This is a genomic window from Seongchinamella sediminis (assembly GCF_003457605.1).
GTDB classification, from domain to species: domain Bacteria; phylum Pseudomonadota; class Gammaproteobacteria; order Pseudomonadales; family Halieaceae; genus Halioglobus; species Halioglobus sediminis.
In genome coordinates, this window is sequence record NZ_QRAN01000015.1 from 85,888 (window position 1) to 111,633 (window position 25,746).

Genomic DNA, 25,746 nt, shown 5'->3' on the forward strand with positions numbered 1-25,746 from the left:
TTTCTGTCGCTGCCGAAGCCAGGACCCCGTCAGGAAACCGCCCTGCCCCGCCAGGAAAAAGCCACCCTTGAGACTGGCTGGCTGTCCAGGCGCAACTCCCTCCACAGGGTTTCATAGCTGCGACCATCGGATGGATGCGGCTCTCGCGGCGCCAGATCCGCCAGCGGCCGCAAAACAAAGGCATTCTCCAGGATCTCCCCCCGTGGCAACTCGACCCCGCCAATGACCCCCACCAGGTCGTCGTAGGTGAGGATATCGATATCCAGCTGGCGGGCACTGAAGCGAGTCGCGTTCGGCGGGCGGCCATGCTCGTATTCGATGTGCCTGAGGCGTTTGGCCAGTTCACCCACGGCCAGGTCCGTGCTCACCCCCACCACCAGGTTGAGAAAGGGCTGACCCTCGAAACCGACAGCGGCGGAGTCGTACACCGGGGAAATGTCCAGTTCGCCGAACATGGCCGCCAGCGCGTCCAGGCCGGCGCTAATGTAGCGCTCCCGCTCGATGTTGCTGCCCACACCCAGGTACACTCGCGCCATCAGGGCTCTTCGCCTCGCTCGATAATCACGCCCACGTCCCCGGCCTCGGCCACCGCGCCGGGCTTGGCCAGCCGCAACCTGAGCCACGGCACCCCGAACTCTGACAGCACGATCTCGGCCACCCGCTCCGCCAGGGTCTCGATCAACTGGAATTCGCTGTCGGCAACATAGGCCAGGATTCGACCTGAGATCGCGTCATAATCCACCGCGTCCTCAATGGCGTCGGTGGCCGCCGCGGCCCGGTTATCCGCGGCCAGCTCCAAATCCAGCACCAGGGTCTGGCGGATATCCCGCTCCCAGTCATAGACCCCGATCACCGCGTCGGTCTTCAAGCCTTTTATGTAGACCCGGTCCATCAGGCAGCTCCCTCGATGGGCGGCAGCTCTTCCATGGGCCAGCGCGGGCGCACCTGGGTATCCTCGGTGTCCACCTGTCCTGCCTTTAAGCGCTGGGCCCCGGCATAGGCGATCATGGCGCCGTTATCGGTACAGAATACCGGCGCCGGGTAAAAAACCTGCGCCCTCTCTTTGGCCAGCGCCCTTTTCAGCTCTGCCCTGAGGTTTAAGTTAGCGCTTACTCCGCCCGCCATCACCAGGGTTTTCAGGCCCTCCTGTTTCAGGGCCCGGCGGCACTTCACCACCAGCGTACCCACCACCGCGTCCTCGAAGGCGCGGGCGATATCGGCCTTGTCCTGGTCGCTGAGCTCACCGGACTGGCGGCAGTCTTCCACGGTATTGAGGGTAAAGGTCTTGAGGCCGCTGAAGCTGAAATCCAGCCCCGGACGGTTGACCATGGGCCGCGGGAAGTCGAAGCGCTCCGGATTGCCGGTTTCCGCCAGCCGGGCGATATGGGGGCCACCGGGATAGGGCAGGCCGAGCATCTTGGCAGTCTTGTCGAAGGCCTCGCCGGCGGCGTCGTCCAGGGATTCCCCCAGCAGCTTGTACTGGCCGATACCGTCCACCCGCACCAGCTGGGTGTGACCGCCGGAGACCAGCAGCGCCACAAAGGGGAATTCGGGATGCACTTCCTCCAGCATGGGCGCCAGCAGGTGGCCCTCCATGTGATGCACCCCCAGCGCCGGCACTCCCCAGCCCCAGGCCAGGGATTTCGCCAGGGTGGCGCCCACCATCAGCGCGCCCACCAGTCCGGGACCAGCGGTGTAGGCCACGCCGTTGATATCAGCGGCGGACACCCCCGCCTCGGCCATCACCTCTTCTATCAGCGGCAGGGTTTTGCGCACATGGTCGCGGGAGGCCAGCTCGGGCACCACCCCGCCATACTCCACGTGAATGTCGATCTGGCTGAACAGGGCATGCGCCAACAGGCCGCGCTCGGTGTGGTAAAGCGCCACGCCGGTCTCGTCGCAGGAGGTTTCCAGGCCCAATATCAGCATAGCTTCCCAGTCTTCCGCAGATTCGATCAAAAACAGCCAATCTCTGGCCGCCCAGTAAACGGCGAATAATAATTGAGCGACAACTTCCATACCAGCGATACAGCACCGCACAAATGCCAACGGCGAGAAATTGGGAGATGAGCGCCCCCTCTCCATCTGGGACGTTATCTTGTTCCCTTTTCGAAGCGCCCGGCCTACACTTGTACATATTTTTTGTACAAACCAATGGGTGACGGCGATGCGGTCGGTCAATATCAGCGAATTCCGGGCTAATTTATTGAAATACCTGAAATTAGCCCATTCCGGGGAGGAGATTACTGTGACCTCCAATGGCCAGCAGATGGCCACCATCACTCCGCCGGCAGGGAAAAAAGAGGCGGCCCGGGAAAAGCTCCGGGCGCTGGCCGCCGATGCTGAGATCGGTGACATCGTCAGCCCGACGGATGAGGACTGGGAGGCCCAGCAGTGATTCTGCTGGATACCTGCGCAATCATCTGGGATGCGCTTGCTCCGGATCAACTGTCACCCGCGGCAAAAAGTGCTATCGACCAGGCCGATATGCACGAACAACTGGCAATCGCGGATATCTCGTTTTGGGAGATCGCAATGCTGATAAACAAGGGTCGCCTGCACACCGCCGAACCCAGCAGCTACCTGCTCAATCTCTTTCTGCAGTCCCGGGCAGTGGCAGTCAAAGCTCTCTCGCCGGAGATCGCGGAAATGTCCGTCAGCTTCGATGAAACCATGAACAAGGATCCTGCGGACCGGATTATTGCCGCCACAGCAATTGTCCACAATGCGCGGCTGGTAACCGCCGACCAGAATCTACTGAGACACCCGATGATCGACACCGTATGGTGAGTGCTTCGAGCCAACCCGCCACGGAACTCCCTGCCACGTTCCATCAAATCAGCCCAGGCAATGGCGTGGGCCGGCACCGCACGCCATAATCAGGCTGTCCAATTGGTCGCTGCAAAGGAATGGAATCATGCAAATCTACACGGAAACGCTAACGGACAACCACAGCGTGCAACTGCCGGACGAGCTGGTGGCCCTGCTGGAAATCGAAGCAGGCGATACGGTGGTATTCCAGGTCAAGGGGAATCAGGCCCGCATTTCCGGGCTGGAGCTGTCCGGCTTCGAGGCGCCGGCGCCGGATGAACGAGAGAACCCTTTCCTCAAGTCACCCTGAGGCCTTGCGGAGCGCCAGCATCGAGGAAAATGAAGCTGTTTACGCTGGGCCAGCGCCGGGTGGTGCGCTCCTGCGGCAGGCCTGGCAAGCGCGACAGGGCAACGGCGAAACTGGCGCTCGGCAGGCTCTTCGATACCGCCTGAAAACGGCGCCCATTACCGCGCCCATTACCCTTTGCAAACCCCGGCACAACGGTATAGAATGCGCGCCCTTTCAGGCGTTCACTGGCCGCTTGCCGGTGTCTGCAACAAACAAACGAGACAGGTACAGAGTTAATGCCCCACATCAAGGTCAAGGAAAACGAGCCTTTTGACGTAGCACTGCGTCGCTTCAAGCGTTCCTGCGAAAAAGCCGGTGTTCTGGCTGAAGTGCGCAAGCGTGAGCACTACGAGAAGCCCACTACAGTTCGCAAGCGCGCTGGCGCTGCCGCTGTAAAGCGTCACCTGAAGAAGCTCTCCCGGGAAAACCGCAAGCGCGTACGCCTGTACTGAGCACGGAACTCCCTCCCATGAGTGACCAGTCGCTGACCGCCGACATCAGGGCCGCCATGAAAGCGGCCATGAAGGCCAAAGACAAGGAGCGACTGGGTACCATCCGGCTGATCCAGGCCGAATTCAAGCGAATCGAAGTGGACGAGCGGGTCGAGATAGACGACGCTCGCGCTCTGGCGGTGCTCGACAAAATGGTCAAGCAGCGCCGGGATTCCGCCCAGCAGTACACCGACGCCGGCCGCAGCGAACTGGCCGACAAAGAGAACGCGGAAATCGCCGTTCTGCAGGAATTCCTTCCCGCACAGCTCACCGAAGACGAAATCATCGCCATGATCGACGAGGCCATCGCCGCCTCGGGCGCCGAGGGCATGCAGGCCATGGGCGCGGTTATGGGGCAGCTCAAGCCGAAGCTGGCAGGCCGGGCTGACATGGGCAAGGTGAGTGGGCTGGTGAAGGGACGATTGGCTGGTTAGATTTCCATTCTCGCAACCAGCTCCAACACGCCACCCAGTTCTTCGCAAATCCAACCGTCATCCCGGCGAACGCCGCGGTCCGGGATTCATAGATGGTGCACTTCAGCCTAAGAGAATAGCCCCTGGATTCCGGCGTGCGCCGGAATGACAAATTTACGGCAGCCGATCCCATGCATAATCCGTCGCCCCGGCGCACGCCGGGGTCCACCAAGGCTCAACACCCCAAAGTCACTGGATTCCGGAACGCCGGACCGCGGCTTCCGCCGGAATGACGTAACCACGAGCGAATTCCTGTACGCCCCACCCCACCAATAGCGGTACACTACTCGGCTTATGGCCGGACGAATTTCCCAGAGCTTCATCGACGACCTGCTGGACCGCGTTGACATTGTCGACGTGATCGACCGGCGCGTGAAGCTGAAAAAGACCGGCAAGAATTACAGCGCCCGCTGCCCCTTCCACGAGGAAAAAACCCCCTCATTCTCGGTCAGCCCGGACAAGCAGTTTTACTACTGTTTTGGCTGCGGTGCCGGGGGCAATGCCCTCGGTTTCGTCATGGACTACGAGAACGTGGAGTTCCCGCAGGCGGTGGAAACCCTGGCGAGCGCGGCGGGACTGGAGGTACAGCGGGAGCCCTCCCGGGGCGGCGCACCCCGGGAAAAGCGGGAAGAGTCCAACCGGCCCCTGTACACCCTCATGGAGCAGGTCGCCAGCTACTACAAGCTGCAGCTGCGCCAGCATCCGCAACGCGACAAGGCTGTGGACTACCTGAAACAGCGCGGCCTCACCGGCCAGATCGCCAAGCAGTTTCACCTGGGCTTTGCCCCCCCGGGCTGGGACAACCTGCTCAGGGCCCTGGGCGACAGCGAAGAGAAAAAAGCCCTGCTGATGAAGGCCGGCATGCTGGTGGAAAACGACAAGGGCCGCGTCTACGACCGTTTTCGCGACCGGGTGGTATTCCCGATCCGCGACCAGCGCGGCCGGGTGATCGCCTTCGGCGGCCGGGTGCTGGGGGACGACAAGCCCAAGTACCTGAACTCCCCGGAAACCGAGATTTTCCACAAGGGCCGCGAACTCTACGGTTTTTACGAGGCTCTGCAGGCCAACCGGCGACTGGAACGGCTGCTGGTGGTGGAGGGCTATATGGATGTCATCGCCCTGGCCCAGCACGGCATCAGTATCGCCACCGCCACCCTGGGCACCGCCACCAGCAAAACCCACCTGGAGCGCATTTACCGCCGCTGCCCGGAGGTCATTTTCTGCTTTGACGGCGACGAGGCCGGGCGCAAGGCGGCCTTCCGGGCGCTGGAAGCGGCCCTGCCCTGCATGGAGGACGGCCGCCAGGCGCGCTTCCTGTTCCTGCCCGAGGGCGAGGACCCAGACACGGTCGTGCGCAGTGGCGGCGCGGAGAAATTCGAGGAACTGCTGGCCGGCGCCACCCCGCTCGACACCTTCCTGTTCGACGCCCTGGCCGAGGGGCTGGACACCAGCAATCTGGACGGCCGCGCCCGGCTCAGCAAGCTGGCGCTGCCCCATATCCGGCAGATGCCCGAAGGCGTGTTCAAACAGTTGATGTTCCAGGCGCTGGCCGAGCGCACCGGACTGGAACTGGAGAGCCTGATGCGGCTGGAGGTCGCCGCCCCGGAGCCCCCGCCACCAACGGAGCGGGGCCAATCCACGGATCGCTACCGCCCGGACGCCTCGCCGGCAGGCCCTACTGACGGCCCACCGGACTGGGATAAGGACGCGCCACCGCCGGACCTGGACAGCTACCCCGATTTTGGCCCGGAAGACAGCCAGCCCCGGCAACGCCAGGCCAGGCCGCAAGGCCTGGCGGGCTATTCCAACCTGGCCCAGGGCGCCATCGCCCTGATCCTGCACCAGCCGGAGGTCGCCCGCACGGTGAACACCCAGGGCCTGGAGCAATTACAGGGGGACGACAGCAAGCTGCTCCGGGAGCTGGTCGAGCTGGTGCAACGGCGCCCGGAATCCAACACCGGCATGCTGCTCGGCCACTGGTACGGCACCCGGGAAGGTGAACTGCTCAATCGCCTGGCCGGCCAGGAACGGCTGATTCCCACCGCGGGTATCGACCAGCAATTTGCCGACACCATGTACCGCCTGGTCCATCATCTGCCCCAGCAATCAAAACTTGCCGAGCAAGTCGACAAACTCAAACTCACCAACTACGCTGAGACCAGCGAGTTGGAAAAGCAACGCCTGAGGGAGCTGCTGCAGGAAAAACTGCAGCGCGATGCCCTGCGAAACCGACGCGACCGCTGACACTGGCGCGGTCGAGCCATGCCCAAATTGCGGGCACGCACCCCGTTGTATTTGGCCGATTCGCCCCCATATAGCAATAAACCACGATGCAGGGGCGAACGAGGGCTTATTTGCGCCAAATTTCGCCCAATTAGCAGGCTTTTTAGTGGTTAAGCCGTTGCTAGACCGGTATAATTGCCGGCTGATCTTTTTTTGCTTATTCAAAAGGTGTCAACTTAATGTCTGACGTTGTACAGCAACAGTCCCGCTTGAAGGCGCTCATCGCCAAGGGCAAGGAACAGGGTTACCTGACCTACGCCGAGGTGAACGACCACCTCCCCGAGGACATCTCCGATCCGGACCAGGTTGAAGACATCATCCAGATGATCAACGACATGGGGATCCAGGTGTTCGAGCAGGCGCCGGATGCCGACGAGTTGCTGATGACCGAAGGTGATCCTTCCGCCGACGATATCGCCGCCGCCGAGGCCGCCGCGGCGCTGGCCGCGGTTGAAACAGAAGCCGGCCGCACCACCGACCCGGTGCGCATGTACATGCGCGAAATGGGCACCGTGGAACTGCTGACCCGGGAAGGCGAAATCGTTATCGCCAAGCGCATCGAGGAAGGCATCCGCGAACTGCTCTCTGCCCTGGCCCTGTACCCGGGTGCCGTGAAGCACATTCTCGACGAGTACGACCTGGTGGCCAAGGAAGAGCGCCGCCTGGCGGACATCATGGTCGGTTACCTGGACCCGGCCGAGCACGTGCCTTCCGCCGCCGAACTGGCCGAGGCCGCCGCCAACAAGGCCGACGATGACGAAGACAGCGACACCGGCCCCGACCCGGTAGAAGCCAAGAAGCGCTTCACCGCACTCAAGCGCCAGTACAACAAGACCGAGAAGGCCATTGCCGCCAAGGGCCGCCAGGACCCCACGACCATCAAGGAGATGGAGAAACTGGGCGAGCTGTTCAAGTTCTTCAAGCTCACCCCGCGGGTCTTCGATCCCATTTCTGATACGCCCCGCAATATCCTCGCCGGTGTGCGCGACCAGGAACGGGAAATCATGCGCATCGCGATCAAGGATTGCGGCATGCCGCGCAAGGAATTCATCACCACCTTCCAGGGCTCGGAAGCGGACCTGAAGTGGGTGTCGCGCCACGCCCGCAAGAAGGACTACGGCCCGCGCCTGAATGCGGAGAAGGAAACCATCCACCGCCTGCAGCGGCGCATCCAGCAGATCGAGGAGCAGACCGGCCTCACGGTGAGCGAGATCAAGGAGATCAACCGCCGCATGTCCATGGGCGAGGCCCGTGCCCGCCGCGCCAAGAAGGAGATGGTGGAGGCCAACCTGCGCCTGGTTATTTCGATCGCCAAGAAATACACCAACCGCGGCCTGCAGTTCCTGGACCTGATCCAGGAAGGCAACATCGGCCTGATGAAGGCGGTGGACAAGTTCGAGTACCGTCGCGGCTACAAGTTCTCGACCTATGCCACCTGGTGGATTCGCCAGGCCATCACGCGCTCCATTGCCGACCAGGCCCGGACTATCCGTATCCCGGTGCACATGATCGAGACCATCAACAAGCTCAACCGCATCTCCCGCCAGATGCTGCAGGAGATGGGCCGCGAGCCCACCCCCGAGGAGTTGGGCGAGCGCATGGACATGCCGGAGGACAAGGTTCGCAAGGTGCTGAAAATCGCCAAGGAGCCGATCTCCATGGAAACCCCCATTGGTGACGACGAAGACTCGCACCTGGGTGACTTCATCGAGGACAACACCATTGCCTCACCGGTGGATTCCGCCACCGGCCAGGGCCTGCAGGAAGCCACCAAGGAAGTGCTGGCCGGGCTCACCGCCCGCGAGGCCAAGGTGCTGCGCATGCGTTTCGGTATCGACATGAATACCGATCACACCCTGGAGGAAGTGGGCAAGCAGTTCGACGTGACCCGCGAGCGCATTCGCCAGATAGAAGCCAAGGCCCTGCGCAAGCTGCGTCACCCGACCCGCTCGGATTACCTGCGCAGTTTCCTCGACGAGTAAAGCCGGGGGCCCTGCTCCAGCAAAGCCACCTGCGGGTGGCTTTTTTGTGGGTGGGCAGCTGCTGCTTGCCCCCGTGAAATACCAGGCCAGGCCCAGCGGCTCGATGTTGTCGCGGTTGATCTGGTCCAGGGGCGAATAACGCTGCTCGCCGCTGTCGTTGCCGTGCAGCGCCCACTCGATGTCCGCGAAACCTTCCGACTCTGCGGACAAAAGCATGACAAAGCCCCGTTCAGCTGATTTCGGCAAATCCAGCAAAAAATTCACCCCGTACGTTCAGGCATGTAACTGCTGGCGGGAGTGCACACACCTGAACTCGCACGGCGCGACAGCAGCTTACGATGACGTGAACAACCTTGAACTCATTGGAGCTGACTATGAAAACCAAACTGACTGCACTGCTGGCATCTGCCGTCTTTTCTTTTACCCTCGCATCGGGCGCCAGCGCCCAGAGCTTTGGCGACTGCGTGTCGACCAACAAGGCCCAGTTTGACGGCACCATCGTCGACGCCGCCATCGCCACCCCGGAACTGAGCACCCTGGTCGACCTGGTCGTTGCCGCCGGGCTCGATGACGCCCTGGCCACCACCGAGGAAATCACCGTGTTTGCCCCCACCAACGACGCCTTCGGCGCCCTGCCGCCCGAGCTGGTAGAAGTCGTGGCCGGCAACACTGACCTGCTGACCGGCATCCTCACCTACCACGTGACCATGGGCCATCCCGATCCCCGCAAGCTGTCCGGCGCCGTCGCCCAGCGCAAGGAAACCCTGCAGGGACAGTCGGTGTACTTCAGCCGCAGCAATGGTGAGCCCCGCGTCAACAATGCCGGCGTCGCCTGCCAGGGCGTGCAGACCGACAACGGCACCGTGTGGATCATCGACAGCGTACTGCTGCCCGCTCTGTAAACAACAAGGTCCCCGCTCTGGCCGCCCTCCGGGGCGGCTTTTTTGTGCCCGCGCCGGCACTGATCTTGCCGCCGCTTTCGCCCGTATACTGCAGCGATAACCACCTGAGGCTGGATCATGGCTCTGAAAGTGATCGTCTGGGGCACCGGCAACGTCGGCCGGCCCGCCATTCGCGCCGTGCTGTCGCACTGCCAGCTGACCCTGCAAGCGGTGATCGTGTCCAGTGAAGAAAAAGCCGGCCGCGACGCCGGCGAACTGGCCGGGGTCGAACCCTGCGGCGTCACCGCCACCCGGGACTGGCAGGCGATCATCGACCAGGGCGCCGATGCCGTGGTCTACAGCGCTACCGCCGACACCCGCCCCGCAGCGGCCATCGCCGAGGTGCTCGCCTGCCTGGACGCCGGTATCAACGTGGTCGCCCCCGGCCTCTATTTTTTCCTCGACCCGGCCTCCACCCCGGCGCAAGCGCTCGCCCCCATTGAAGCGGCCTGCGCCCGTAGCGGCGCCTCCCTGTTCACCTCGGGCATCGACCCGGGCTGGGCCATGGACCGACTGCCGGTGGTACTCAGCGGCGCCAGCGCCGATATCCGTGAAATCCGCAGCCGGGAAATTTTCAATTACGCCCTGTACGACCAACCCCGGGTGGTGCGGGAGGTTATCGGCTTTGGCCAGCCCATGGACGAGCTGCCGATGATGCTGCACGAGGTCGCCATCGATAGGGTGTGGTCGCCCATGCTGCGCCTGCTGGCCAGGGCCCTGGGCAAGCCGGTGGACAACATCGAAATAGCGGTAGAGCGCCGCCCCCTGGAGGCCACCATCGATGTGCCGGGCATGGGCCTGTTCGAGCAGGGCACCCAGGGCGCCTTCCGCTTTACCGTCACCGGCTACCACGGTGGCGCCCCGCTCTACGTGCTGGAGCATGTTACCCGCATCGATGACCGCTGCGCCCCAGACTGGCCGTACCCGCCGGAAGGCCAGGGCTGCCACCAGGTGCTGATCAGCGGCAGCCCGCGGCTGGAAGTGACCGTGCACGGACACGACCCGGTGGAGCCCGGTGTTGCCGGCGGCGGCAACGCCTCCGCTGCCGCCTGGCTGGTTAACGCCATTCCCGCCGTCTGCACCGCAGCACCCGGTGTTGTCACCATGCTGGACCTGCCCGACATCACCGGCGCCGCCCAGTTACAGGTGGAATAGACCATGGAGCAGCAGGAAGTCACCCCCGCGCCGCAGTCAAGCGGCCTGTTGCTGCTCCGGCAGGCCGCCCTGCACCTGGCGCTCTGGATCCTCGCCTTTTGCCTGTTCGCCGCCAGTGACAGCTGGGTCCAGCTGACCGGCTGGCGACTGGCCGCCGTGCTCAATGTGCTCACCGGGATCAGCGCCGGCTTTGTCACCGTCAACCTGGTACACGAGTGGTGCCACTACCTGGGCGCCCGGGCCGTGTCGGCCAGTTACACCGTCAATCCCAGGCCGGGCATGTTTGTGTTCGACTGGACCTTCGAGGACAACAGCCTGCGCCAGTTCTACATTATGAGTGCCGCCGGTTCACTGGGCGGCCTGCTTGCCCTGCTGCTGGTATTCAGCGCCGTCGACGCCGACAGCGCCGGGCGGGCGGCACTGGGCGCGGGCGCCGTGGCCAGCTTCGCCTTCGGCTCCCTGGTGGAGTGGCCGGTACTGCTGCGCACCAGGCGCAGTCATGACCCGCTGGCTGAACTGTCGCGCCTGAACCCCCGGGCCCTCGCCCGCGCCGGGGCCGGCAGCGCCATCGCCGGCCTGCTGACCTGGATTATGCTGGCCTGAGCCCCTCCGCATAGACCCGCCTGAAGGTCAGGTTGAGCCGCGGGCCACAGGCGTGCGACAGCTTGCGAATGCCGTGCTTCCAGTTGGCCTGGGTAGCGCCGCGCATCACCAGCAGGCTCGAGGAAGGCAAGGCCAGCTTGAAGGTGCCCAGGTCGCGGCGACGTTTGTGCCGGAAGTAAATCTCCCGGGTTTCACCCAGACTCAGCGAGGCGATACAGGGCTCCGGGCCCAGTTCCGGCTCGTCATCCGCATGCAGGCCCATGGCATCTGCCCCGTCGCGGTAGTAGTTGAGCAGCACACTGTTGTAAACCGCAGCGCTGGCCTGCTCCACCACCTGCTTCAACCGTAACAGCAGCGGCGTGAACGGCAGTGGCTCGTAGGTCTTGCCAGAATAGCGGTAGCGGGCGCCCGGCTCGCCATACCAGGCGGTCAAGCGCGGTTGCAGGTAGCGCTTGCCATACAGGCGAATGGACTCCTGGGACCAGGGCGTCTGTTCGCGCAATTGCCCGAGGGCATCGGCGGCCGCCAGCCCCAGGGCGATGCGGGGACAGAACAGCAGTTCCGCCTCCGCCAGCGGCAGCGGCTCCAGCGTGGCTTGGGCAAACAGTTCACTCTGGTCAGGCATGGCCCCATGCTACCCTCGCCGGGCTCCCGCGAACAGCAGCAATACCCGCACCAGCGGCCAGGCCTGCCGCGCCAGAGTGACGGCGGGCACGCGGGCGGGCCACAAAGCCCACAACCGGCCAACAACTTGCCGACTTCTGTGGAAGACGGTGGCATACTGATTACGCTGAGGACCAGCCGCTGGGCAGCATGTGAAGGATGAGCCAGACCCTGAATGAGTGATGAACCCATAACCCGCTTACTGCAGCAATGGCGTTCGGGCCATGTTGAGGCCCTGGATCAGTTAACGCCGCTGGTGTACGAGGAGTTGCGCCTGCGGGCGCGGGCGGCCTTCCGCGCCGAGAGTAAAGACCATACCCTGCAGCCCACCGCACTGGTGCACGAACTGTATGGCCGGCTCGCCCCGGCGAACGTCAACTGGCAGGATCGCAGTCACTTTTATGCCCTGTGTTCCCGCATGATGCGGCGGATCCTGGTGGACCACGCCAAGGCCCGCAATGCCGCCAAGCGCGGCGGCAACAGCCACCACGTTTCCCTGGACACGGAGCCCAGCGCTGACAGCGCCAATCACGAGGACCTGCTCAGCCTCGACCGGGCGCTGGAGAAACTGTCCTCGCTGGATGAACGCAAGGCGGAACTGCTGGACCTGCAGATATTCGGCGGACTCACCTTTCGCGAGCTGGAGGAAGTGACCGGCCTGTCCAGCAGCACCCTGGACCGCGACCTGCGCTTTGCGCGCTCGTGGCTGAAAACCCAGCTGAGCGCAGTCTGAACAGGCCGTGAGCCCGTGACGACCCAGAACTGGAACGAACTCGAGCGCCTGTTCAACGCGGCCATTGATCTCGATCCGGCCGACCGGGCAGCTTTTCTCGCCCGCGAATGCGAGGGTCGCCCGGAACTGCAGGCGGCGGTCAATGAGTTACTGGCAAACAGCGCCAGCGCCACCGATTTTGCTGCCGTCATTAACGCCACCGCCGACGATTTACTGGAACACATCAACCTCGGCGGTAACGACCGGGTAGGCCCCTACCGCATCCTGCGCAAAATCGGCCAGGGCGGCATGGGCACGGTGTACCTGGCCGAACGCGCCGACGACGAGTACCACCAGCAGGTGGCGATCAAGGTCATCAACCACCAGCCGGGGCGCAACGACGCCATCGTCCAGCGTTTCCACGCCGAGCGCCAGATACTGGCCAACCTGCAACACCCGAATATCACCCGGCTGCTGGACGGCGGCACCCTGGACAACGGATCGCCCTTCCTGGTCATGGAGTTCGTCGATGGCGACCGCATCGACCACTACTGCGCCAGTCATGGGCTCAGTGTGGACGCCATCCTGGCCCTGTTCCTCAAGGTCTGTGATGCCGTCCAGAATGCCCACCAGAATCTGGTGATCCATCGCGACCTCAAGCCCTCCAACATCGCCATCGACAGCCACGGCGAACCGAAACTGATGGACTTCGGCGTCGCCAAGCTGATGCGGACCGAAGCAGACGGCGCGGACCCGCAGACAGTGCTGGAGGAACGGGCCCTGACCCCGCTGTACGCAAGCCCGGAACAGCTGAGCGGCGAAGCGGTCAGCACGCTGTCGGACCTGTATTCACTGGGCGTCATTCTGTACGAACTGCTGGCGGGTCAACGCCCCTTTGGCGCGGCAGATGGCGGCGCCTATGCCTACGCCCAGCAGGTTATCGAGACCGACCCGCCGTCCCTCAGCCAGAACCGCAAGCGGGCCTGGAACGCGGCCGCAACGGTGCAAGCCGGCAGGACACCGGGGCGGAAAATTTCCCGCGACCTGGACAACATCGTACTCAAGGCCCTGCAGCGCGACCCCGGCCGGCGCTATTCCTCCGTTGCCGCGCTGGCGGCTGACATCGACAATTTCCTCCAGCACAAACCGGTGAGTGCCAGGCCGCCGTCCCTGCCCTACCTCGCGCAGCGCTTCATCCAGCGCAACCGCCTGGCCAGCGCGCTTGTGCTGGTTTCCACGCTGACCGTGACCGGGCTGGGTGTCGCCCTCTGGTTCCAGGCCGATCTCGCCGCCAGGGAGCGGGATATCGCCCGGGACCAGCTGGCGCGCACCACGGCGGTACTGGCGCTGGTGGAGGACATGTTTACCGGGCTGGACCCTGACGTCAGCCAGGGCGAGGACATCACCGTGCGCTACATGCTCGATGAGGCCGGTGCGCGCATGCTGCGCAGCGAGGTCGAGGACCAACAGGCGGCGCCGGTACGGGCCGTGATTTATCGCATCATTGGCAACACCTATAACGAGCTGGGGCTGGCCGACCAGGCCCTGCGCTACCTGGACAGGGCCATGGACCTGCACCAGTCCGGCCTGGTTGCGGATGAGGACGAGAAGATCCGGGCGATGCTGGCCATCAGCAATACCTATCACCTGGCCTTCGAACTGGACGCCCGGCTTGCCGTATCGACCCAGGCACTGGCCCTGAGTGATCAGCGCTATGGCGCCGGGGACGAGAGAACACTCGAGGCCCTGGAGGCGGTTGCCAGCGCCAATCATATGCTCGGCCGGCTGGAACAGGCCCAGGCGCTGTTCGCCGAGATTTACCAGCGCAGGAGCGAGTCGCGGGGAGAGCAGCACCCATCCACCCTCAACGCGCTGAAAAACCTGGGCGTGGTCGAGCACTGGCTGGGCAACTATGCTGCGGCGCTCAGCGCCTACACGCGCTGCCAGGAACTGGGAGAAGCGGCGCAGGGTCCACTGCACAGCGAGACCCTGCGCTGCCTCGGCTACCGGGGCCTGGTACTGGAGACCATGGGCGATTACCCCAGGGCGGCGCCGGTGCTGGAGGAACATGCGCAGCGCTCAGCGAAGGTCATGGGCGAGAACCACCCCGACACCCTGCGCTCGCTGCACAGCCTGGCCGACAGCTACCGCGGCCTCGCCCAGTACGACCGGGCGGAGGCACTGTTCCTGGAAGTGCTGGACCGGCGCCGGAGCGCGCTGGGTCAAGATCACATAGAAACCCTGCAAACGGAAATGAAGCTGGCCCGCGTGTACCGCCTGACCCGCCGCTACGACGATGCCGAATCGCTCATCAACCACGCGGTCGAGGAGGAAGTGCGCCAGCAGGGCTTCGAGCACCCCGCCACCCTGATCGCCGCCCAGGAAAAGGCCGACCTGCTACTGGATTCAGGCCAGCTGACTGCTGCTCGCGAGCTGTTACTGCGTATTCTTGCGGCCCGCACGGCCAGGCAGGAAACCGAACACCCGGAACTGCAGAAAACCCTGGTCGGCCTGGCGCGGACCGATCTCAACATCGGCGAGCCGGCAGTGGCCCAGCAGCGGCTGCAGCGCGCCCTGCAGCTCGGGGAGTCCCGCCCGGATTACCAGCACCGGACGCGCCGGCAGATACTGGCTCTGCTGGTCGAGAGCAGTGAAGGCCTCAACGACGCGAGCGCGGCGCAGGCCTACCGGCAGCGGCTTGCCCTGCTCGATAATCCGCCGCGCCCCGGCTGAGCCAGGCGCCGCTCAGGGGGCCGGCGCGCTGTCCTGGCAGGCGCTGGGGTCGGCCTGCAGATCCTGCGGCGTCATCACCTCAACGGTAAACGATATCAGGGCGGTATTGGGCAGGTTACCGCCACTGATTTTGAAGGTGTAGTAGGTCGACGTGGTATTGGTCGCACTATCGAATGTCGACACGCCAATGGACGTTGTCCGGCTGGTATTGCTGATCACCCAGCCATTGTCCCAGATCTCCGGGTCGTCGACCGTCAGCACCAGGTCGGTGATATCGCTGATACGCATGTACACCGATTCACCCCAGTATCCGTCCGCGTTGCGGCCCACACTGCGCTTGATCACGTCATCGAAATAGGCCTTGGTATAGACCGTGCTCGCGGCCCCCGTCTTGTAGCCAAAGCGAACATCCGCGCGGACATCGTCACAGGCCGTGCAGGGGCCCTCCCAGTACAGGTCGGTCACCCGTGAGCGCACACACATGTCACTGTCATCCAGGGGGTCGATGTTGAGCCCGACTTCCTCGCCGTCATCCCACTGCCAGCTGTCCTCGTCGGTATTGGCCTTGTTGGGATCGGTGCCGGCGATATTCTCCGCCAGGTCATCCAGGCCGTCGGTGTCCGAGTTCGGATCCGACGGGTCGGAGTAGACCTCGTAGTGATCCTCGGTGGGACCCACCCGCACCGTCCAGGGGGTAAGCTCCAGGCCGTCCAGCAGGCCATCGCCATCGGTGTCGTTATCCAGCGCGCTGGTAAAAATCGCAATGGTGGCGTTACTGCCGTTGCCCGCCAGCGGGTCCGGCACCTCGCCGAACAGTTCCTCGTCGTCGCTGAGGCCGTCGGCATCGGTGTCCGCCAGCTGCGGGTGGGTAGCGGCGAGAAACTCCTGGTAATCGCCCACCTGGTCGTCGTCAGTATCCGGGTTGGACGGGTCTGAGACCGGCAATACCCCATTGAAGGGCGGCGCGGCGCAGTCCTGGCCGCCGGCACCGGAACAGGTTCGCGGGTCGCCCAGCTGCAGTACCGTGACCTCCCAGCCGCTGGTCTCCTCGAAGCCACGCAGGCCGTCGCCGTCGAGGTCACCAATGTCGTCGAAATCATCCACCGTGGGGTTGGCAAAATAGGGCAGCTCTGCGCCATCCCAGACGCCGTCGTTATCGCTGTCGCGGTCCAGCGGGTCGGTGGTGCAGAACACCGCCCTGAACTCCGGATAGGCCGAGCTCTCGCCGGCGCCGAATACATGATCGCTGCAGCTGCCGATGTCCGCGTCGGCATCCGCCAGGTAGGCCACGAAGCCGTTGATTTCCTCGGCGTCGGTCAGCCCGTCCTCGTCGGTGTCGGGCTTCTTGGCATCGGTGCGGTAGCCATTGGCGGTGCTGTACTCGTCAAAATCATCGATGCCGTCGGCGTCGGTGTCGGCGCTGGAGCAGCTGGCAAAGCCTTCGTAGTCCGCCGCTTCCGCCAGCCCGATCAGCCACTCGCTGCCGGGATTGATCCGCGCCTCCGGATTGCCGGGTACCCGCGGCGCGCCGAAGACCTCGAAATAGTCATCGAGGCCGTCATTGTCGGTGTCGCCGTCGAGGTCGCTATCGTCGCAACCGTGCAGGGCCTCCAGCCGGGCCGGGATGCTGTCCCGGTCCTGGTCCTCGACAAAGGCCAGGCTGATGCCGGTGCCCGGGAACAGCACCTGGTCATCGGGCGCCACCTCGCCATCACCGAAGGACAGCTGGCCGGACAGAATGAGGCCGCTCGGGCTGAGCAGCGACCAGTTGGCGTTGGGGCTATTCACCTTCTGGCGGATGCGGGTGACGCGCTCGATGCCGTCGGCACCGAAACTGGTGGCGTAGCTGCTGGCCTGCGCCGCGGGACTGGTGGTATCGGTGTTGGTGTCGTAGCGGGTCAGGCCGAGCACGTCCTGCATCACATCGTGGAACACCACGCCGAGATTTTTGCCCGCCAGGTCGAAGGCGACAAAGCTGTCGTCGTCGTCAAGCGCCAGGCCGTAGGCCAGGCGCACTTCGTCCGTGGTCAGGCCCTCGCTGGCCGCGATACTGTCGGCGACGGTGCCTATCCTGCGCCCGAAGCTGGTCGCCACCCGGTAGTACTCGGTGGCCGGCAGCCCGCCGAAGTCGAGGCTGAAGGAGGTGGTGCGGTCGGTGATGTTCTGCGAGGTGAAGGCGAAGTTGCGCCCGTTCTCATCCTCGATGTCGTAGTTGGACAGGCGGAAGATCACCCCGCTCGGGTCCTGCATCAGCCGCTCCACCTGCCCGGGAAATACATCCTGGCCACTGGCGGAGAAAATCAGCGGCCCGATGTCGCCCACCAGGGGGCCCAGGTTGAATTCGTTGGGGGTGTTTTCAGCGGGCTTGAGCGTGGCCACCGGCAGGTAGCGCCCGGGGTTGCGAATATCGTCCACCAGCGCGGTAATCTGCAGGTTGCGCACGGTAAAGGCCACGTCGCCGGCGGCGGAGAGGTACAGCAGCGTGCTGATGCGCGCGTCCTCGACCACCCGGTTGATGCTGGTTTCCTCGCTGACCTCACGGGCGCTCTCCAGGGACTTGTTGTACTCCTCCTGGCTGGCCCGGGCCGATTCCTCCGACCAGGAAGACGACCAGCTGTGCTCGTAGCCGGCACTCACTTCGATGCCCGCGGTGAGCTTGCCTACCGTGGCATCGCCGCCCAGTTCGTACTGCGCCTTGGCGGTGACGCTGGCGGATATCTGGTCGTTCACCTCCGAGGTGCGCGAGCGGGTTTGCGACTCGCTCTGGGTGAGGGTGGCGGCCACGGTCTCGGTTTCCCCGGTGGTGGTGCCGCTGGAGCTGGTTTCGTCAAAGCGCACGTCCAGTTCCAGCCCGATGCTCTCGATCTCGAAGGTGGGCTGGGGCAGGTCCGCGATGCGCGCGTTGCGGTTGGCCAGTATCACCTCGTCCTCGTCGCTGATCTGGTCGCCGTCGGTGTCCTTCAGCAGCGGCGAGGTCTTGTAGAAATTCAACTCCTCGCCGTCGCTGAGGCCATCGCCGTCGGAATCCTGCCGGGTGGGCTGGCTGAAGATGCCGTTGTATTCATGGGCATCGCCAATACCGTCGCTGTCGGTGTCGCGATTGCGTGGATCGGTGCCCAGCTGGCGTTCGACCCCGTCGCTCAGGCCATCGCCATCGGTGTCGGCGGTGAAGGGGTCACTGGTCACCTCCCGCTCCTGGAACTGGCCATTGCTGTCCTGGACCCGGGTAACCCAGCCGCGCTGCTCCTCGTTATCCGCCAGGCCGTCGCCATCGGTGTCGATAACGGTACCGCCATTGGGCGGGGTACCGGCGAACTGCGCCGTGTTGGCGGTGACAAAACCGACATTGGTAGCCTGCACCTGGAAGGGCTGGCCGAAGCTGTCGCGCACGCCGATAACCGTGAGCTGGTAGGTGACATCGTTCTGCGACAGGGTGGTCAGCACGATCTCACTGCGCTCCGGTCCGCTGAACGCGGCGCCGGTGATGGCCAGGCTGCCCGCCTCGCCATTGACGTTACTCTGCGCCACCACATAGTTTGCCGCCACCTCGGCGGCGTCATCCATGGCCTGGCTGAAGACCACCTTGATACTGGTATTGCTGGTTGAAATGGCACCGACCACGACCGGCGGCGGGGGCATGGTGCCGGTGTTGTCGCCAGGGCTGCTGAAGGCCGGAATGCTGAAACTGCTGCCATTATTGAGGATCAGGTTGCCAGCGGCATCGGTGAGGCCGGTCACCTGCAGCCGCAGCAGGGCATTCGAGGGAATATCCTCATTGCTCAGGGCCACGCGCGTGCAATATTCGTTTAACTGCGCCTCCGCCAGGGCGACGGATGCATAGTCGTTGCACGTTGCGGCCCCCTCTTCCGGCAGGCAGTAACTCAGGCGATACAGCGTTTCATCGCCCGCGGTAGTGCACAGTGGTTCGGAAAACTCCGCGTACACCAGGCCGGCGCCGCCCCGGCTCACGCCGGTAATCGAGGGCCGGGTGGTGTCGCTCTCGACACTGCCGCGACCATAGAACACAGCGCTGCTGTACTCCGGGTCGATAACGGCCTGGCCCGGCTCGTTGGCGATATTCGAGGCCAGCAACAGGTACTCCCGCACCTCCTGCCCCGAGGTCCGCAGCAGGACCGTTTTGGCGTCTGACTGCAGGCTGGCGGAGCTGACCGTCAGCTCACCCTCCTCGATGCGCGGACGGCCATTGTCGGCGGCAATAATGCGGTAAAAGCGGCGGTCCTCCGCGCTGGTGGCGTCGAGCCGGGTATCGAAGGTCGCCAGCACCTCGCTACTGCTCAGCGAGATAACGCTGGACAGCCGGGGCCGGGCGGAAGCGACCTCCTCCGGGGTTTCGGGACGGATGACCGTGCCGCCGTCGAGCACGTTCCCGGTGTTGTCGATCACGTTGTTCACGTCCACGCTGATTACCGCGCCCGGGGGGATAAACGAGGTGGTCAGGGTGGCGGCGGTACAGAACTCATCGAGTTCCACCTGGTTGACAAAGGCCTGGAAACTGTCGGCACCGGGCGCGCAGCTTGCTGTGCCCATGGCCGGAAGACAGTACTCCACCGCATAGTTACCCGGGTTGCCGCCGGTACGGCAGACCGGCTCGGAAAAGCTGATGGACAGCTGGTTACTGTCCTCGATCGTTGCATCAATGATCCCCGGCGGGCTGGTGTCGTCCTCGCCGATGCCGACAAAACCGCCCTGGGCGTATTCCGGGTTGATATAGGTGTTGTTGACGTTGGAGATATTGCGGATTTCCACCCGGTACTCGCGGTTGTCCTGGGGCGCCGTGGTGAGGATCAGCCGGCGCTGGTCGGCGAGCAACTCCACCGACTGCACCGGCAGTGGCTGCGCACCGGGCTCGGGCTCGCCATCCAGGTAGGGAATCACCAGGTAGGCGCTCTGGTTTTGCACCGACTGCTGGGACATCTCGTTATCAAAGGTCAGCAAGAGCTCGGTCTGGCTCAGGGTGACCACCGACTCCAGCCGCGGCTCCACGGCGGGCTCACCGATGATGCGCAGCGGCTCGCCGGTCAGTGACTTGTGCTTGAGGTCGTACTCCTCCAGGGGCTGCAGCAAGCCCGGGGAAACCACCAGGCGGCCGGTTCGCGTATCATCCGCCGGCAGCAGCTCCATGACCTCCAGTTCGTCGCCATTGGCCGCCACAATGCTGAATTCCGCCGGATCAAGCTCGTCCACCGCCACGTCATCGGCAAAGCTGACCTCGATGTAATGGGGGCTGAGGCCACGGGCATCGGTGATCTGCGCCGACTGCGGCTCGGGCGCTGGCGCAGGCGGGGCCGGATCGGGCGAGGATGACCCACCACCGCCACCGCCGCCTCCACCACAGGCGGAAAGCACGGCGATGAGCAGGGAGGCCCCAAGAACCTTGACTGACTGTCGATTGCAAGTTCGCATGTTCTATCCTCTGGCCCCGTGTTCCGGATGCACGGCGCGTATTTATGGCAATGTCAGGATAAGGAGCGAGGAACGGGCAGAAATTTGCCCACAGTTTTTGAATTATTTTTCAAACCGAGGCCCAAAGAGGCAGAAACTGGCGCATCCGGCGCATAAATAGCTACCCTATACTGAGTTCCACTGGTGCCACCGCAGGAGTTCCCATGAGTACCGACAGCATCGAATATTCCGCAAGCCAGGCATTTGCAGCCCCACTTCCGGGCCATACCCTGCCCCGGGTGTTCGGTTCCCCGGGCCGCTATGTGCAGGGAGCCGGGGTCATCGCCCAGGCCGGCCACTATCTCTCCCGGCTGGGCTTTGGCCACAGTGCCGTTCTGCTTTCCCGGCGCTGCCTGGAGGCGGAGGGAAACGACCTGATCAGCAGCGCTGAAAACGCCGGCCTCAGCCTCGAGAAATGCATCTTTGCAGGTGAATGCTCGTTCGAGGAAATCGACCGCCATGCGGCGACCCTGCGGGCACTGGACAGCCCCGTCGACAGCGTTATTGCCGTGGGTGGGGGCAAGGTCGTCGACGCCGGCCGCGCCCTGTCGCGAAGACTGGACGTACCGGTGGCGGTGATCCCGAGCCTGGCCTCCAATGATGCCCCCTGTGCCGCGGTCTCGGTTATCTACACCCCGGAAGGGGTGACCGCCGACGCCGAGATCTACGACGAAAACCCGGCACTGGTACTGGTGGATACCGGCATTATCGCCGAGGCAGAACCCCGGTTCCTGGTGGCCGGGATGGGCGACGCGCTGGCCACCTGGTACGAAGCCCGCGCCTGCGCCTGCAACCCCGGCGGCGTCACCGTATTCGGCGGCCGCCCAACGCTGGCGGGCACCTCACTGGCCCAGCTCTGCGCAGAGACCATCTACCGCTACGGCGAGCAGGCCCTGGCAGCGGTGAAGAAATCCGAGGTCACCGACGCGCTGGAAAACGTGGTGGAGGCAAACACCCTGCTCAGCGGCCTCGGCTACGAGAGCGGCGGCCTGGCCGTTTGTCACGCCGTTGCCCAGGGCTATACCGTTATCGATCATGTGCACCGAAATTACCTGCACGGCGAGATGGTCGCCATGGGCGTGCTGGCGCAACTGGCATTGGAAAATTCGAGCGAAGAAGCGGAGAAAGCGGCACGGTTTTTTGCCGCCACAGGTTTACCCGTGCACCTGGGCCAGCTCGACATGGACTCCGGCAACGACGAGCAACTGGATGCCGTCGTAGACGCCGCCATGGCCTTTCCCTTCATCGGCAATATGCCCCTGGAAGTCACCAGTACCAAGCTGAAACAGGCGATCCTCACCGCAGACCGGCTGGGACTTGAAATTGCCCCCGGATAAGCCGGCGAAAGCCTGCCCGAGACACCGTGATGCAAGTTCACTACCACGGGCTTTTCCCTTATAATCCCGCGCTCACCCCAGATGGCCACAGCCATCTGCCCGGGGCCCATAGCTCAGTTGGTCAGAGCATCCGACTCATAATCGGCAGGTCGAAGGTTCAAGTCCTTCTGGGCCCACCATTTTCTTTAATTTTCAACGAGTTATAGACCCTTACACCACCCGACTATGCCCCAGGGACAGGTAACAGCGGACAGCCATAAGTCGGAGGCTGACCGCAGCAAGCACCAACACAGGACACACTGAATGCTGAGCATCAACAAACTCGAAAAAGTCATTGAACTGGAAGACACCCTCCGCGCCGAATACGAGGGCAAGCTCGAAGCTGCCCAGGCCGAGCTGGAGCAGGTCAAGCAGGCACAGGCGGAGCAGCAGGCACAACTGCAAGCGACCATCGACCAGCAACTGGAGACCATCCAGGACCTCACTGCCAAGGCCACCGACAACCAGAAGGTGGAGCACCAGAACCGTGAGCTGACCAATCGCAGCGAAAATCAGCAGGAGCAGATTGCTACCCTGAAGCAGCGGGTAAAGGCCCTGCAGAAGGACCTGGCCAGTGAGCGCGAACAACTCAAGGAACTGAGCCGGTACGATCCCAATCGCATGAAGAAGAACCTGGATGCGAACAAGAAGAAACTGGCGGAGAAGACCCGGGCCAATGAGCTGCTGCAGAAATCACTGAAGGAAGCTAAGGGCGAGAAGCTGAAAGCCGAGCGGAAGGTGCAGGAGCTGGAGCAGGAGCTTGAGGGACTGAAGGCGGATTTGCAGCCGGAGGAGAAAGCGGCGTAGGTTGTCTCAGGCCGACACGCTGGCTACTTGAGGGTGAGGGAGGAGCGTTGCTATTGCGCAATTAGTCAACTCCGCGGAAATTCTAGGTTTGCCCGGCACGGCTCGCTCCGCCGAGGCCGGCATTTATAGCCGCTTGATGATCCGCTCCTCTACGACTCCCAGGCCAGGTATGCCTATAATCATGCCTGCGTCGGACATCGGTGTTCTCTCCATTAAACGATCTTCGCAAAATCAGTTTAATGAATGCCGGTGTACCCCGTTTATGATGAAGAGTCGACTGGAAGCAGACAGGTTCCACCTCGCATTGATCACCAACCACATCAGGCAGGCTCCAACTCCAACTGGAAGGCCCGCCGCTTAGCCCTCTTGGTGGTGGCTGGCCGTAGCTCTTGGAGAAGATGGGCCGCCATATCACCAAGAACATGGGCCATAAGTGGAGGGACTGCATTTCCTATTTGCTTTAGCTGCTGCCATTCGCTCGATTTGAAAATGAATCCATCGTGGAATGATTGAAGTCGAGCGGCTTCACGAACCGTTATCCAGCGCTCGAGAGATGGGTGAACCCATTCGCTAAGGTCTCGATGCATCTGTGCCAGAATTGTATATGCGGGCTTATCGGGATGTAATCTACGCCACTTTTCAGGTCTCTTTCCATTCCATACATTATTTGGCAGGCTGTCACCTTTTGCTCCCGGCTTCAGCAAACTGATGAGGTGCTTACGGCGAGCGCCAATTTCCTTTGTATGATGGTTATGGAGAGCTAACTTACCCTTTCCAAATCCACGGTTTCTTTTGACGGATTTGCTGTATATCGAAGTGTCATAGTCACTGAAAGTTGCTCACTAATGGCGCCAGTAGTTCCACCCAATCGACCAACTAATCCATTGAAGCAAAAGTAATTTTTGACCGGAGACTGGTCAAGCATTCACGCCAAAACCGGTCTGATTTCGACGCCAGGCTATACGTTGAGCGCTAAACCCAAACAACTCCGCGATCTATACTACGGTTCTGCCCATTCGATCACTGCTTTCTGGCCCCCAGGGCCGAAGCTGCTATAGTCACCAGCCCAGGTTTCCAGAAAGTCGATTCCCGGGCCAGACAGTAACCATCCCAGAACCGCCACATTCAGAACTACCGTGACCCAGAAGGCCGATCTGAATGATCGCTTCCTGGATTTGTGGCGCAGGGTCTGCTGCGCTACCAAGGCCCCAGGCCAGCCTCCAATCAGGGAAAGCCAGTGTAATGTCCCCTCCTTGGTGCGCCAATGACCATGTTGCGCCGCATTCTTGTCAAGCGCATATGCCATAAAGGTCACCAGACTAGCACCCAGATACAGCCAGAGGATGAATGCCGGCACCCAATTCATAACGACGAGGAATACAACCAATGCCAGAAATAGGCCAGCTAAAACTAAAGCTCCCGTCTCCCCACTACGCCGCCTGGACGAGTTGATGCCCTTCCCTTGAAGCATCGCCTGGTCAGCCCTTGGACGACCACGCTCATCAGTGGTCAATGTAAAAGCAACCAACTGGCCATCCTCTGGTCGATGGTCCCGATTTCTGAAAGCGGAGATATGTAAAAACACATCCTTCCCCCCTCCCTCTGGCTGGATAAAGCCGAACCCTTTCTGGTCATTCCATGACCGGATTTTTCCTTTACGCTGCATAATTCAAATAATGTAGTAGTCAACTAATCCCGGACAGTAGCTTAGGATTTTCCTCTGTTTCAGCGGCAGATACTAAACCCCCAGGAAGTTCAGTCCAACCCCTGCCGCAGATCAGTTTCAGATCTGACTTTGTGGCGGCTTGATCAATGCCTCAGCGGGTATACCCAGCTCCTCGGACCCAATCCTATAGATTACACGTTGCTATGATTCTTGCCTCTAACCAATCAGACCAGTAGACTAGTCTTCACAGTTGTAGAGGACGCACCATGAATGAAGAAATTGGTTCTTACGATGCGAAAACGAAGCTCGCCGAGATACTTCGTCGGGTAGAGGCAGGCGAAAGCTTCACGATCACCAACCGCGGCAAGCCTGTGGCCGAGATCATTCCGACTCGATCGAGCCAGCGCCGGGAGACAGAGGCTGCAATCACCAACATCCTGAACGCCAGAAAACAAGTTGTTTCCAGTGAGGAGTTGTCTGAGCTAAAAAGCCAGGGTCGCAAATGACGGCCTTTGTACTGGATAACTCAGTGTCTATGCGATGGCTGTTAGCCAGCGAGAAAAGCCTGGACCAGCGCTACGCTGAACGGGTCTTGAAATCGCTGGCAGAGGCAGGGGCCGTCGTACCCAATCTTTGGCACCTGGAGGCAGCCAATGTACTGCTGGGCGCTCTGAGTCGTAAAACACTTGAAGTCGCAGATGTAGATCGTTTTACCACACAGCTTGAGAGCCTGCCGATCACGACCGACACCTCGACGGCAAGGCAGGCGTTTGGCCATACAATGTCGCTTGCAAAGGCGTATCGGTTAAGTAGCTACGACGCGGCATACCTTGAGTTGGCTGTCCGCAAAGGATTGCCACTAGCGACGCTCGATAAGGCCATGCGCAAGGCCGCAAAGCAGTCGAACGTGGATATCTACTTGATGTAATCGGCCTATTGTCTAATATCCGCAATTCATCGAACTTGAGAGTCCTATTCGACAGGCCAAAGGCCAGGTTCATACCTGACCTTGTGGCGGCTTGATCAATGACTCAGCGGGTATACCCAGTTCCTGATTCAACCTCCAGATCATTTTCAAGGTCAGCGAGCGCTTGTGGTCACTTTTGTAATGAAAGTGGGGTCTTCACCAAATCGAGTGGGTAGATTAGCCTTGTCCTCATGAAAGATACACAGCTTTACAGTCAGATTCTCGGTATCCAGAAGCCCTGGAAGGTCACTTCGGTCAATGTGTCGCTTGC

23 protein-coding genes, 1 tRNA gene and 1 pseudogene are annotated in these 25,746 nt (G+C 62.4%); 17 read left to right on the forward strand and 8 right to left on the reverse strand.

From position 1 onward, the window contains the following. Window positions 1-29 precede the first annotated feature (29 nt). Genes folK through tsaD form a run of 3 tightly spaced genes read right to left on the reverse strand, consistent with a single transcriptional unit; the run spans window position 30 to window position 1,929 of the window. Window positions 30-536 (reverse strand): 2-amino-4-hydroxy-6-hydroxymethyldihydropteridine diphosphokinase, encoded by a 507-nt coding sequence (folK, locus tag DWB85_RS14015; RefSeq protein ID WP_117955801.1) that lies wholly within the window; start codon window positions 534-536, stop codon window positions 30-32. Next, window positions 536-892 carry a dihydroneopterin aldolase gene (folB, locus tag DWB85_RS14020; protein ID WP_117955804.1) on the reverse strand — a complete coding sequence of 119 codons (357 nt, stop codon included), beginning with the start codon at window positions 890-892 and terminating at the stop codon, window positions 536-538. The genes folK and folB overlap by 1 nt, the downstream gene beginning before the upstream one ends. Further along, complete coding sequence (tsaD, locus tag DWB85_RS14025; RefSeq protein WP_117955882.1) at window positions 892-1,929, reverse strand: tRNA (adenosine(37)-N6)-threonylcarbamoyltransferase complex transferase subunit TsaD; 1,038 nt, start codon at window positions 1,927-1,929, stop codon at window positions 892-894. Before tsaD ends, folB begins: the two co-directional genes overlap by 1 nt. A gap of 238 nt (window positions 1,930-2,167) precedes the next feature. Here tsaD and DWB85_RS14030 point away from each other — a divergent pair, with 238 nt between their 5' ends. From DWB85_RS14030 to rpoD, 7 genes are all read left to right on the forward strand, one after another. Continuing rightward, window positions 2,168-2,398, forward strand: a complete 231-nt coding sequence (locus DWB85_RS14030; RefSeq protein ID WP_117955807.1) for a type II toxin-antitoxin system Phd/YefM family antitoxin — start codon at window positions 2,168-2,170, stop codon at window positions 2,396-2,398. Further along, a complete protein-coding gene (locus tag DWB85_RS14035; protein WP_117955809.1) occupies window positions 2,395-2,790 on the forward strand; it encodes a type II toxin-antitoxin system VapC family toxin in 396 nt (131 codons plus the stop codon). The genes DWB85_RS14030 and DWB85_RS14035 overlap by 4 nt, the downstream gene beginning before the upstream one ends. A gap of 127 nt (window positions 2,791-2,917) precedes the next feature. After that, entirely contained in the window at window positions 2,918-3,121 is a 204-nt protein-coding gene (locus DWB85_RS14040; protein ID WP_117955812.1) for a hypothetical protein, read from the forward strand. Between the two features lie 275 nt (window positions 3,122-3,396). Next, window positions 3,397-3,612 carry a 30S ribosomal protein S21 gene (rpsU, locus tag DWB85_RS14045; RefSeq protein ID WP_117955815.1) on the forward strand — a complete coding sequence of 72 codons (216 nt, stop codon included), beginning with the start codon at window positions 3,397-3,399 and terminating at the stop codon, window positions 3,610-3,612. A 17-nt stretch (window positions 3,613-3,629) separates the two neighbouring features. Continuing rightward, complete coding sequence (locus tag DWB85_RS14050; RefSeq protein ID WP_117955817.1) at window positions 3,630-4,085, forward strand: GatB/YqeY domain-containing protein; 456 nt, start codon at window positions 3,630-3,632, stop codon at window positions 4,083-4,085. A gap of 333 nt (window positions 4,086-4,418) precedes the next feature. Then, window positions 4,419-6,368, forward strand: coding sequence for a DNA primase (gene dnaG / locus DWB85_RS14055; protein ID WP_117955820.1), 1,950 nt, complete (start codon window positions 4,419-4,421; stop codon window positions 6,366-6,368). Window positions 6,369-6,586: 218 nt separating this feature from the next. Continuing rightward, on the forward strand, window positions 6,587-8,389 hold the full coding sequence (gene rpoD / locus DWB85_RS14060; RefSeq protein WP_117955823.1) for an RNA polymerase sigma factor RpoD: 1,803 nt from the start codon (window positions 6,587-6,589) through the stop codon (window positions 8,387-8,389). A 72-nt stretch (window positions 8,390-8,461) separates the two neighbouring features. Here the strand turns inward: rpoD and DWB85_RS20055 are convergent. Further along, window positions 8,462-8,605: pseudogene (locus DWB85_RS20055) on the reverse strand (hypothetical protein); the annotation flags it as partial. Between the two features lie 158 nt (window positions 8,606-8,763). Between DWB85_RS20055 and DWB85_RS14065 the strand changes: the two are divergent. From DWB85_RS14065 to DWB85_RS14075, 3 genes are all read left to right on the forward strand, one after another. Beyond that, window positions 8,764-9,291: a fasciclin domain-containing protein gene (locus DWB85_RS14065; protein WP_133300626.1), complete on the forward strand. Its 528-nt coding sequence runs from the start codon at window positions 8,764-8,766 to the stop codon at window positions 9,289-9,291. Between the two features lie 117 nt (window positions 9,292-9,408). Then, entirely contained in the window at window positions 9,409-10,485 is a 1,077-nt protein-coding gene (locus tag DWB85_RS14070; protein ID WP_117955828.1) for an NAD(P)H-dependent amine dehydrogenase family protein, read from the forward strand. 3 nt (window positions 10,486-10,488) lie between these two features. After that, a complete protein-coding gene (locus DWB85_RS14075) occupies window positions 10,489-11,088 on the forward strand; it encodes a hypothetical protein (RefSeq protein WP_117955830.1) in 600 nt (199 codons plus the stop codon). On the opposite strand, the gene DWB85_RS14080 is transcribed toward DWB85_RS14075, so the two are convergent. Beyond that, the gene (locus tag DWB85_RS14080; RefSeq protein WP_117955832.1) at window positions 11,075-11,713 is read right to left on the reverse strand and encodes an alpha-ketoglutarate-dependent dioxygenase AlkB family protein; all 639 of its coding nucleotides are present in this window, start codon (window positions 11,711-11,713) and stop codon (window positions 11,075-11,077) included. The two genes, DWB85_RS14075 and DWB85_RS14080, sit on opposite strands and share 14 nt — an antisense overlap. A gap of 213 nt (window positions 11,714-11,926) precedes the next feature. Between DWB85_RS14080 and DWB85_RS14085 the strand changes: the two genes are divergently transcribed. Then, window positions 11,927-12,484 (forward strand): ECF-type sigma factor, encoded by a 558-nt coding sequence (locus DWB85_RS14085; protein WP_117955834.1) that lies wholly within the window; start codon window positions 11,927-11,929, stop codon window positions 12,482-12,484. Between the two features lie 15 nt (window positions 12,485-12,499). Beyond that, window positions 12,500-15,196, forward strand: a complete 2,697-nt coding sequence (locus DWB85_RS14090; protein WP_117955836.1) for a serine/threonine-protein kinase — start codon at window positions 12,500-12,502, stop codon at window positions 15,194-15,196. Between the two features lie 12 nt (window positions 15,197-15,208). On the opposite strand, the gene DWB85_RS14095 is transcribed toward DWB85_RS14090, so the two are convergent. Next, the gene (locus DWB85_RS14095) at window positions 15,209-20,620 is read right to left on the reverse strand and encodes a hypothetical protein (RefSeq protein ID WP_117955838.1); all 5,412 of its coding nucleotides are present in this window, start codon (window positions 20,618-20,620) and stop codon (window positions 15,209-15,211) included. A gap of 203 nt (window positions 20,621-20,823) precedes the next feature. On the opposite strand from DWB85_RS14095, the gene DWB85_RS14100 reads away from it, so the two are divergent. From DWB85_RS14100 to DWB85_RS14110, 3 genes are all read left to right on the forward strand, one after another. Beyond that, window positions 20,824-21,996 (forward strand): glycerol dehydrogenase, encoded by a 1,173-nt coding sequence (locus tag DWB85_RS14100; protein ID WP_117955841.1) that lies wholly within the window; start codon window positions 20,824-20,826, stop codon window positions 21,994-21,996. Window positions 21,997-22,098: 102 nt separating this feature from the next. After that, window positions 22,099-22,175: transfer RNA gene (locus tag DWB85_RS14105), tRNA-Ile, on the forward strand. A 124-nt stretch (window positions 22,176-22,299) separates the two neighbouring features. After that, window positions 22,300-22,842 (forward strand): hypothetical protein, encoded by a 543-nt coding sequence (locus tag DWB85_RS14110; protein ID WP_117955843.1) that lies wholly within the window; start codon window positions 22,300-22,302, stop codon window positions 22,840-22,842. Window positions 22,843-23,162: 320 nt separating this feature from the next. Here DWB85_RS14110 and DWB85_RS19985 read toward each other — a convergent pair whose 3' ends face one another. After that, window positions 23,163-23,546, reverse strand: coding sequence for a DNA cytosine methyltransferase (locus DWB85_RS19985; RefSeq protein WP_205422747.1), 384 nt, complete (start codon window positions 23,544-23,546; stop codon window positions 23,163-23,165). A 296-nt stretch (window positions 23,547-23,842) separates the two neighbouring features. Beyond that, the gene (locus DWB85_RS14120; protein WP_117955848.1) at window positions 23,843-24,508 is read right to left on the reverse strand and encodes a cold shock and DUF1294 domain-containing protein; all 666 of its coding nucleotides are present in this window, start codon (window positions 24,506-24,508) and stop codon (window positions 23,843-23,845) included. Between the two features lie 266 nt (window positions 24,509-24,774). On the opposite strand from DWB85_RS14120, the gene DWB85_RS14125 reads away from it, so the two are divergent. Both DWB85_RS14125 and DWB85_RS14130 read left to right on the forward strand, forming a co-directional pair. Then, the gene (locus DWB85_RS14125) at window positions 24,775-25,014 is read left to right on the forward strand and encodes a type II toxin-antitoxin system Phd/YefM family antitoxin (RefSeq protein WP_117955850.1); all 240 of its coding nucleotides are present in this window, start codon (window positions 24,775-24,777) and stop codon (window positions 25,012-25,014) included. Beyond that, window positions 25,011-25,436, forward strand: a complete 426-nt coding sequence (locus DWB85_RS14130; RefSeq protein ID WP_117955852.1) for a type II toxin-antitoxin system VapC family toxin — start codon at window positions 25,011-25,013, stop codon at window positions 25,434-25,436. The genes DWB85_RS14125 and DWB85_RS14130 overlap by 4 nt, the downstream gene beginning before the upstream one ends. Window positions 25,437-25,746: the final 310 nt, after the last annotated feature.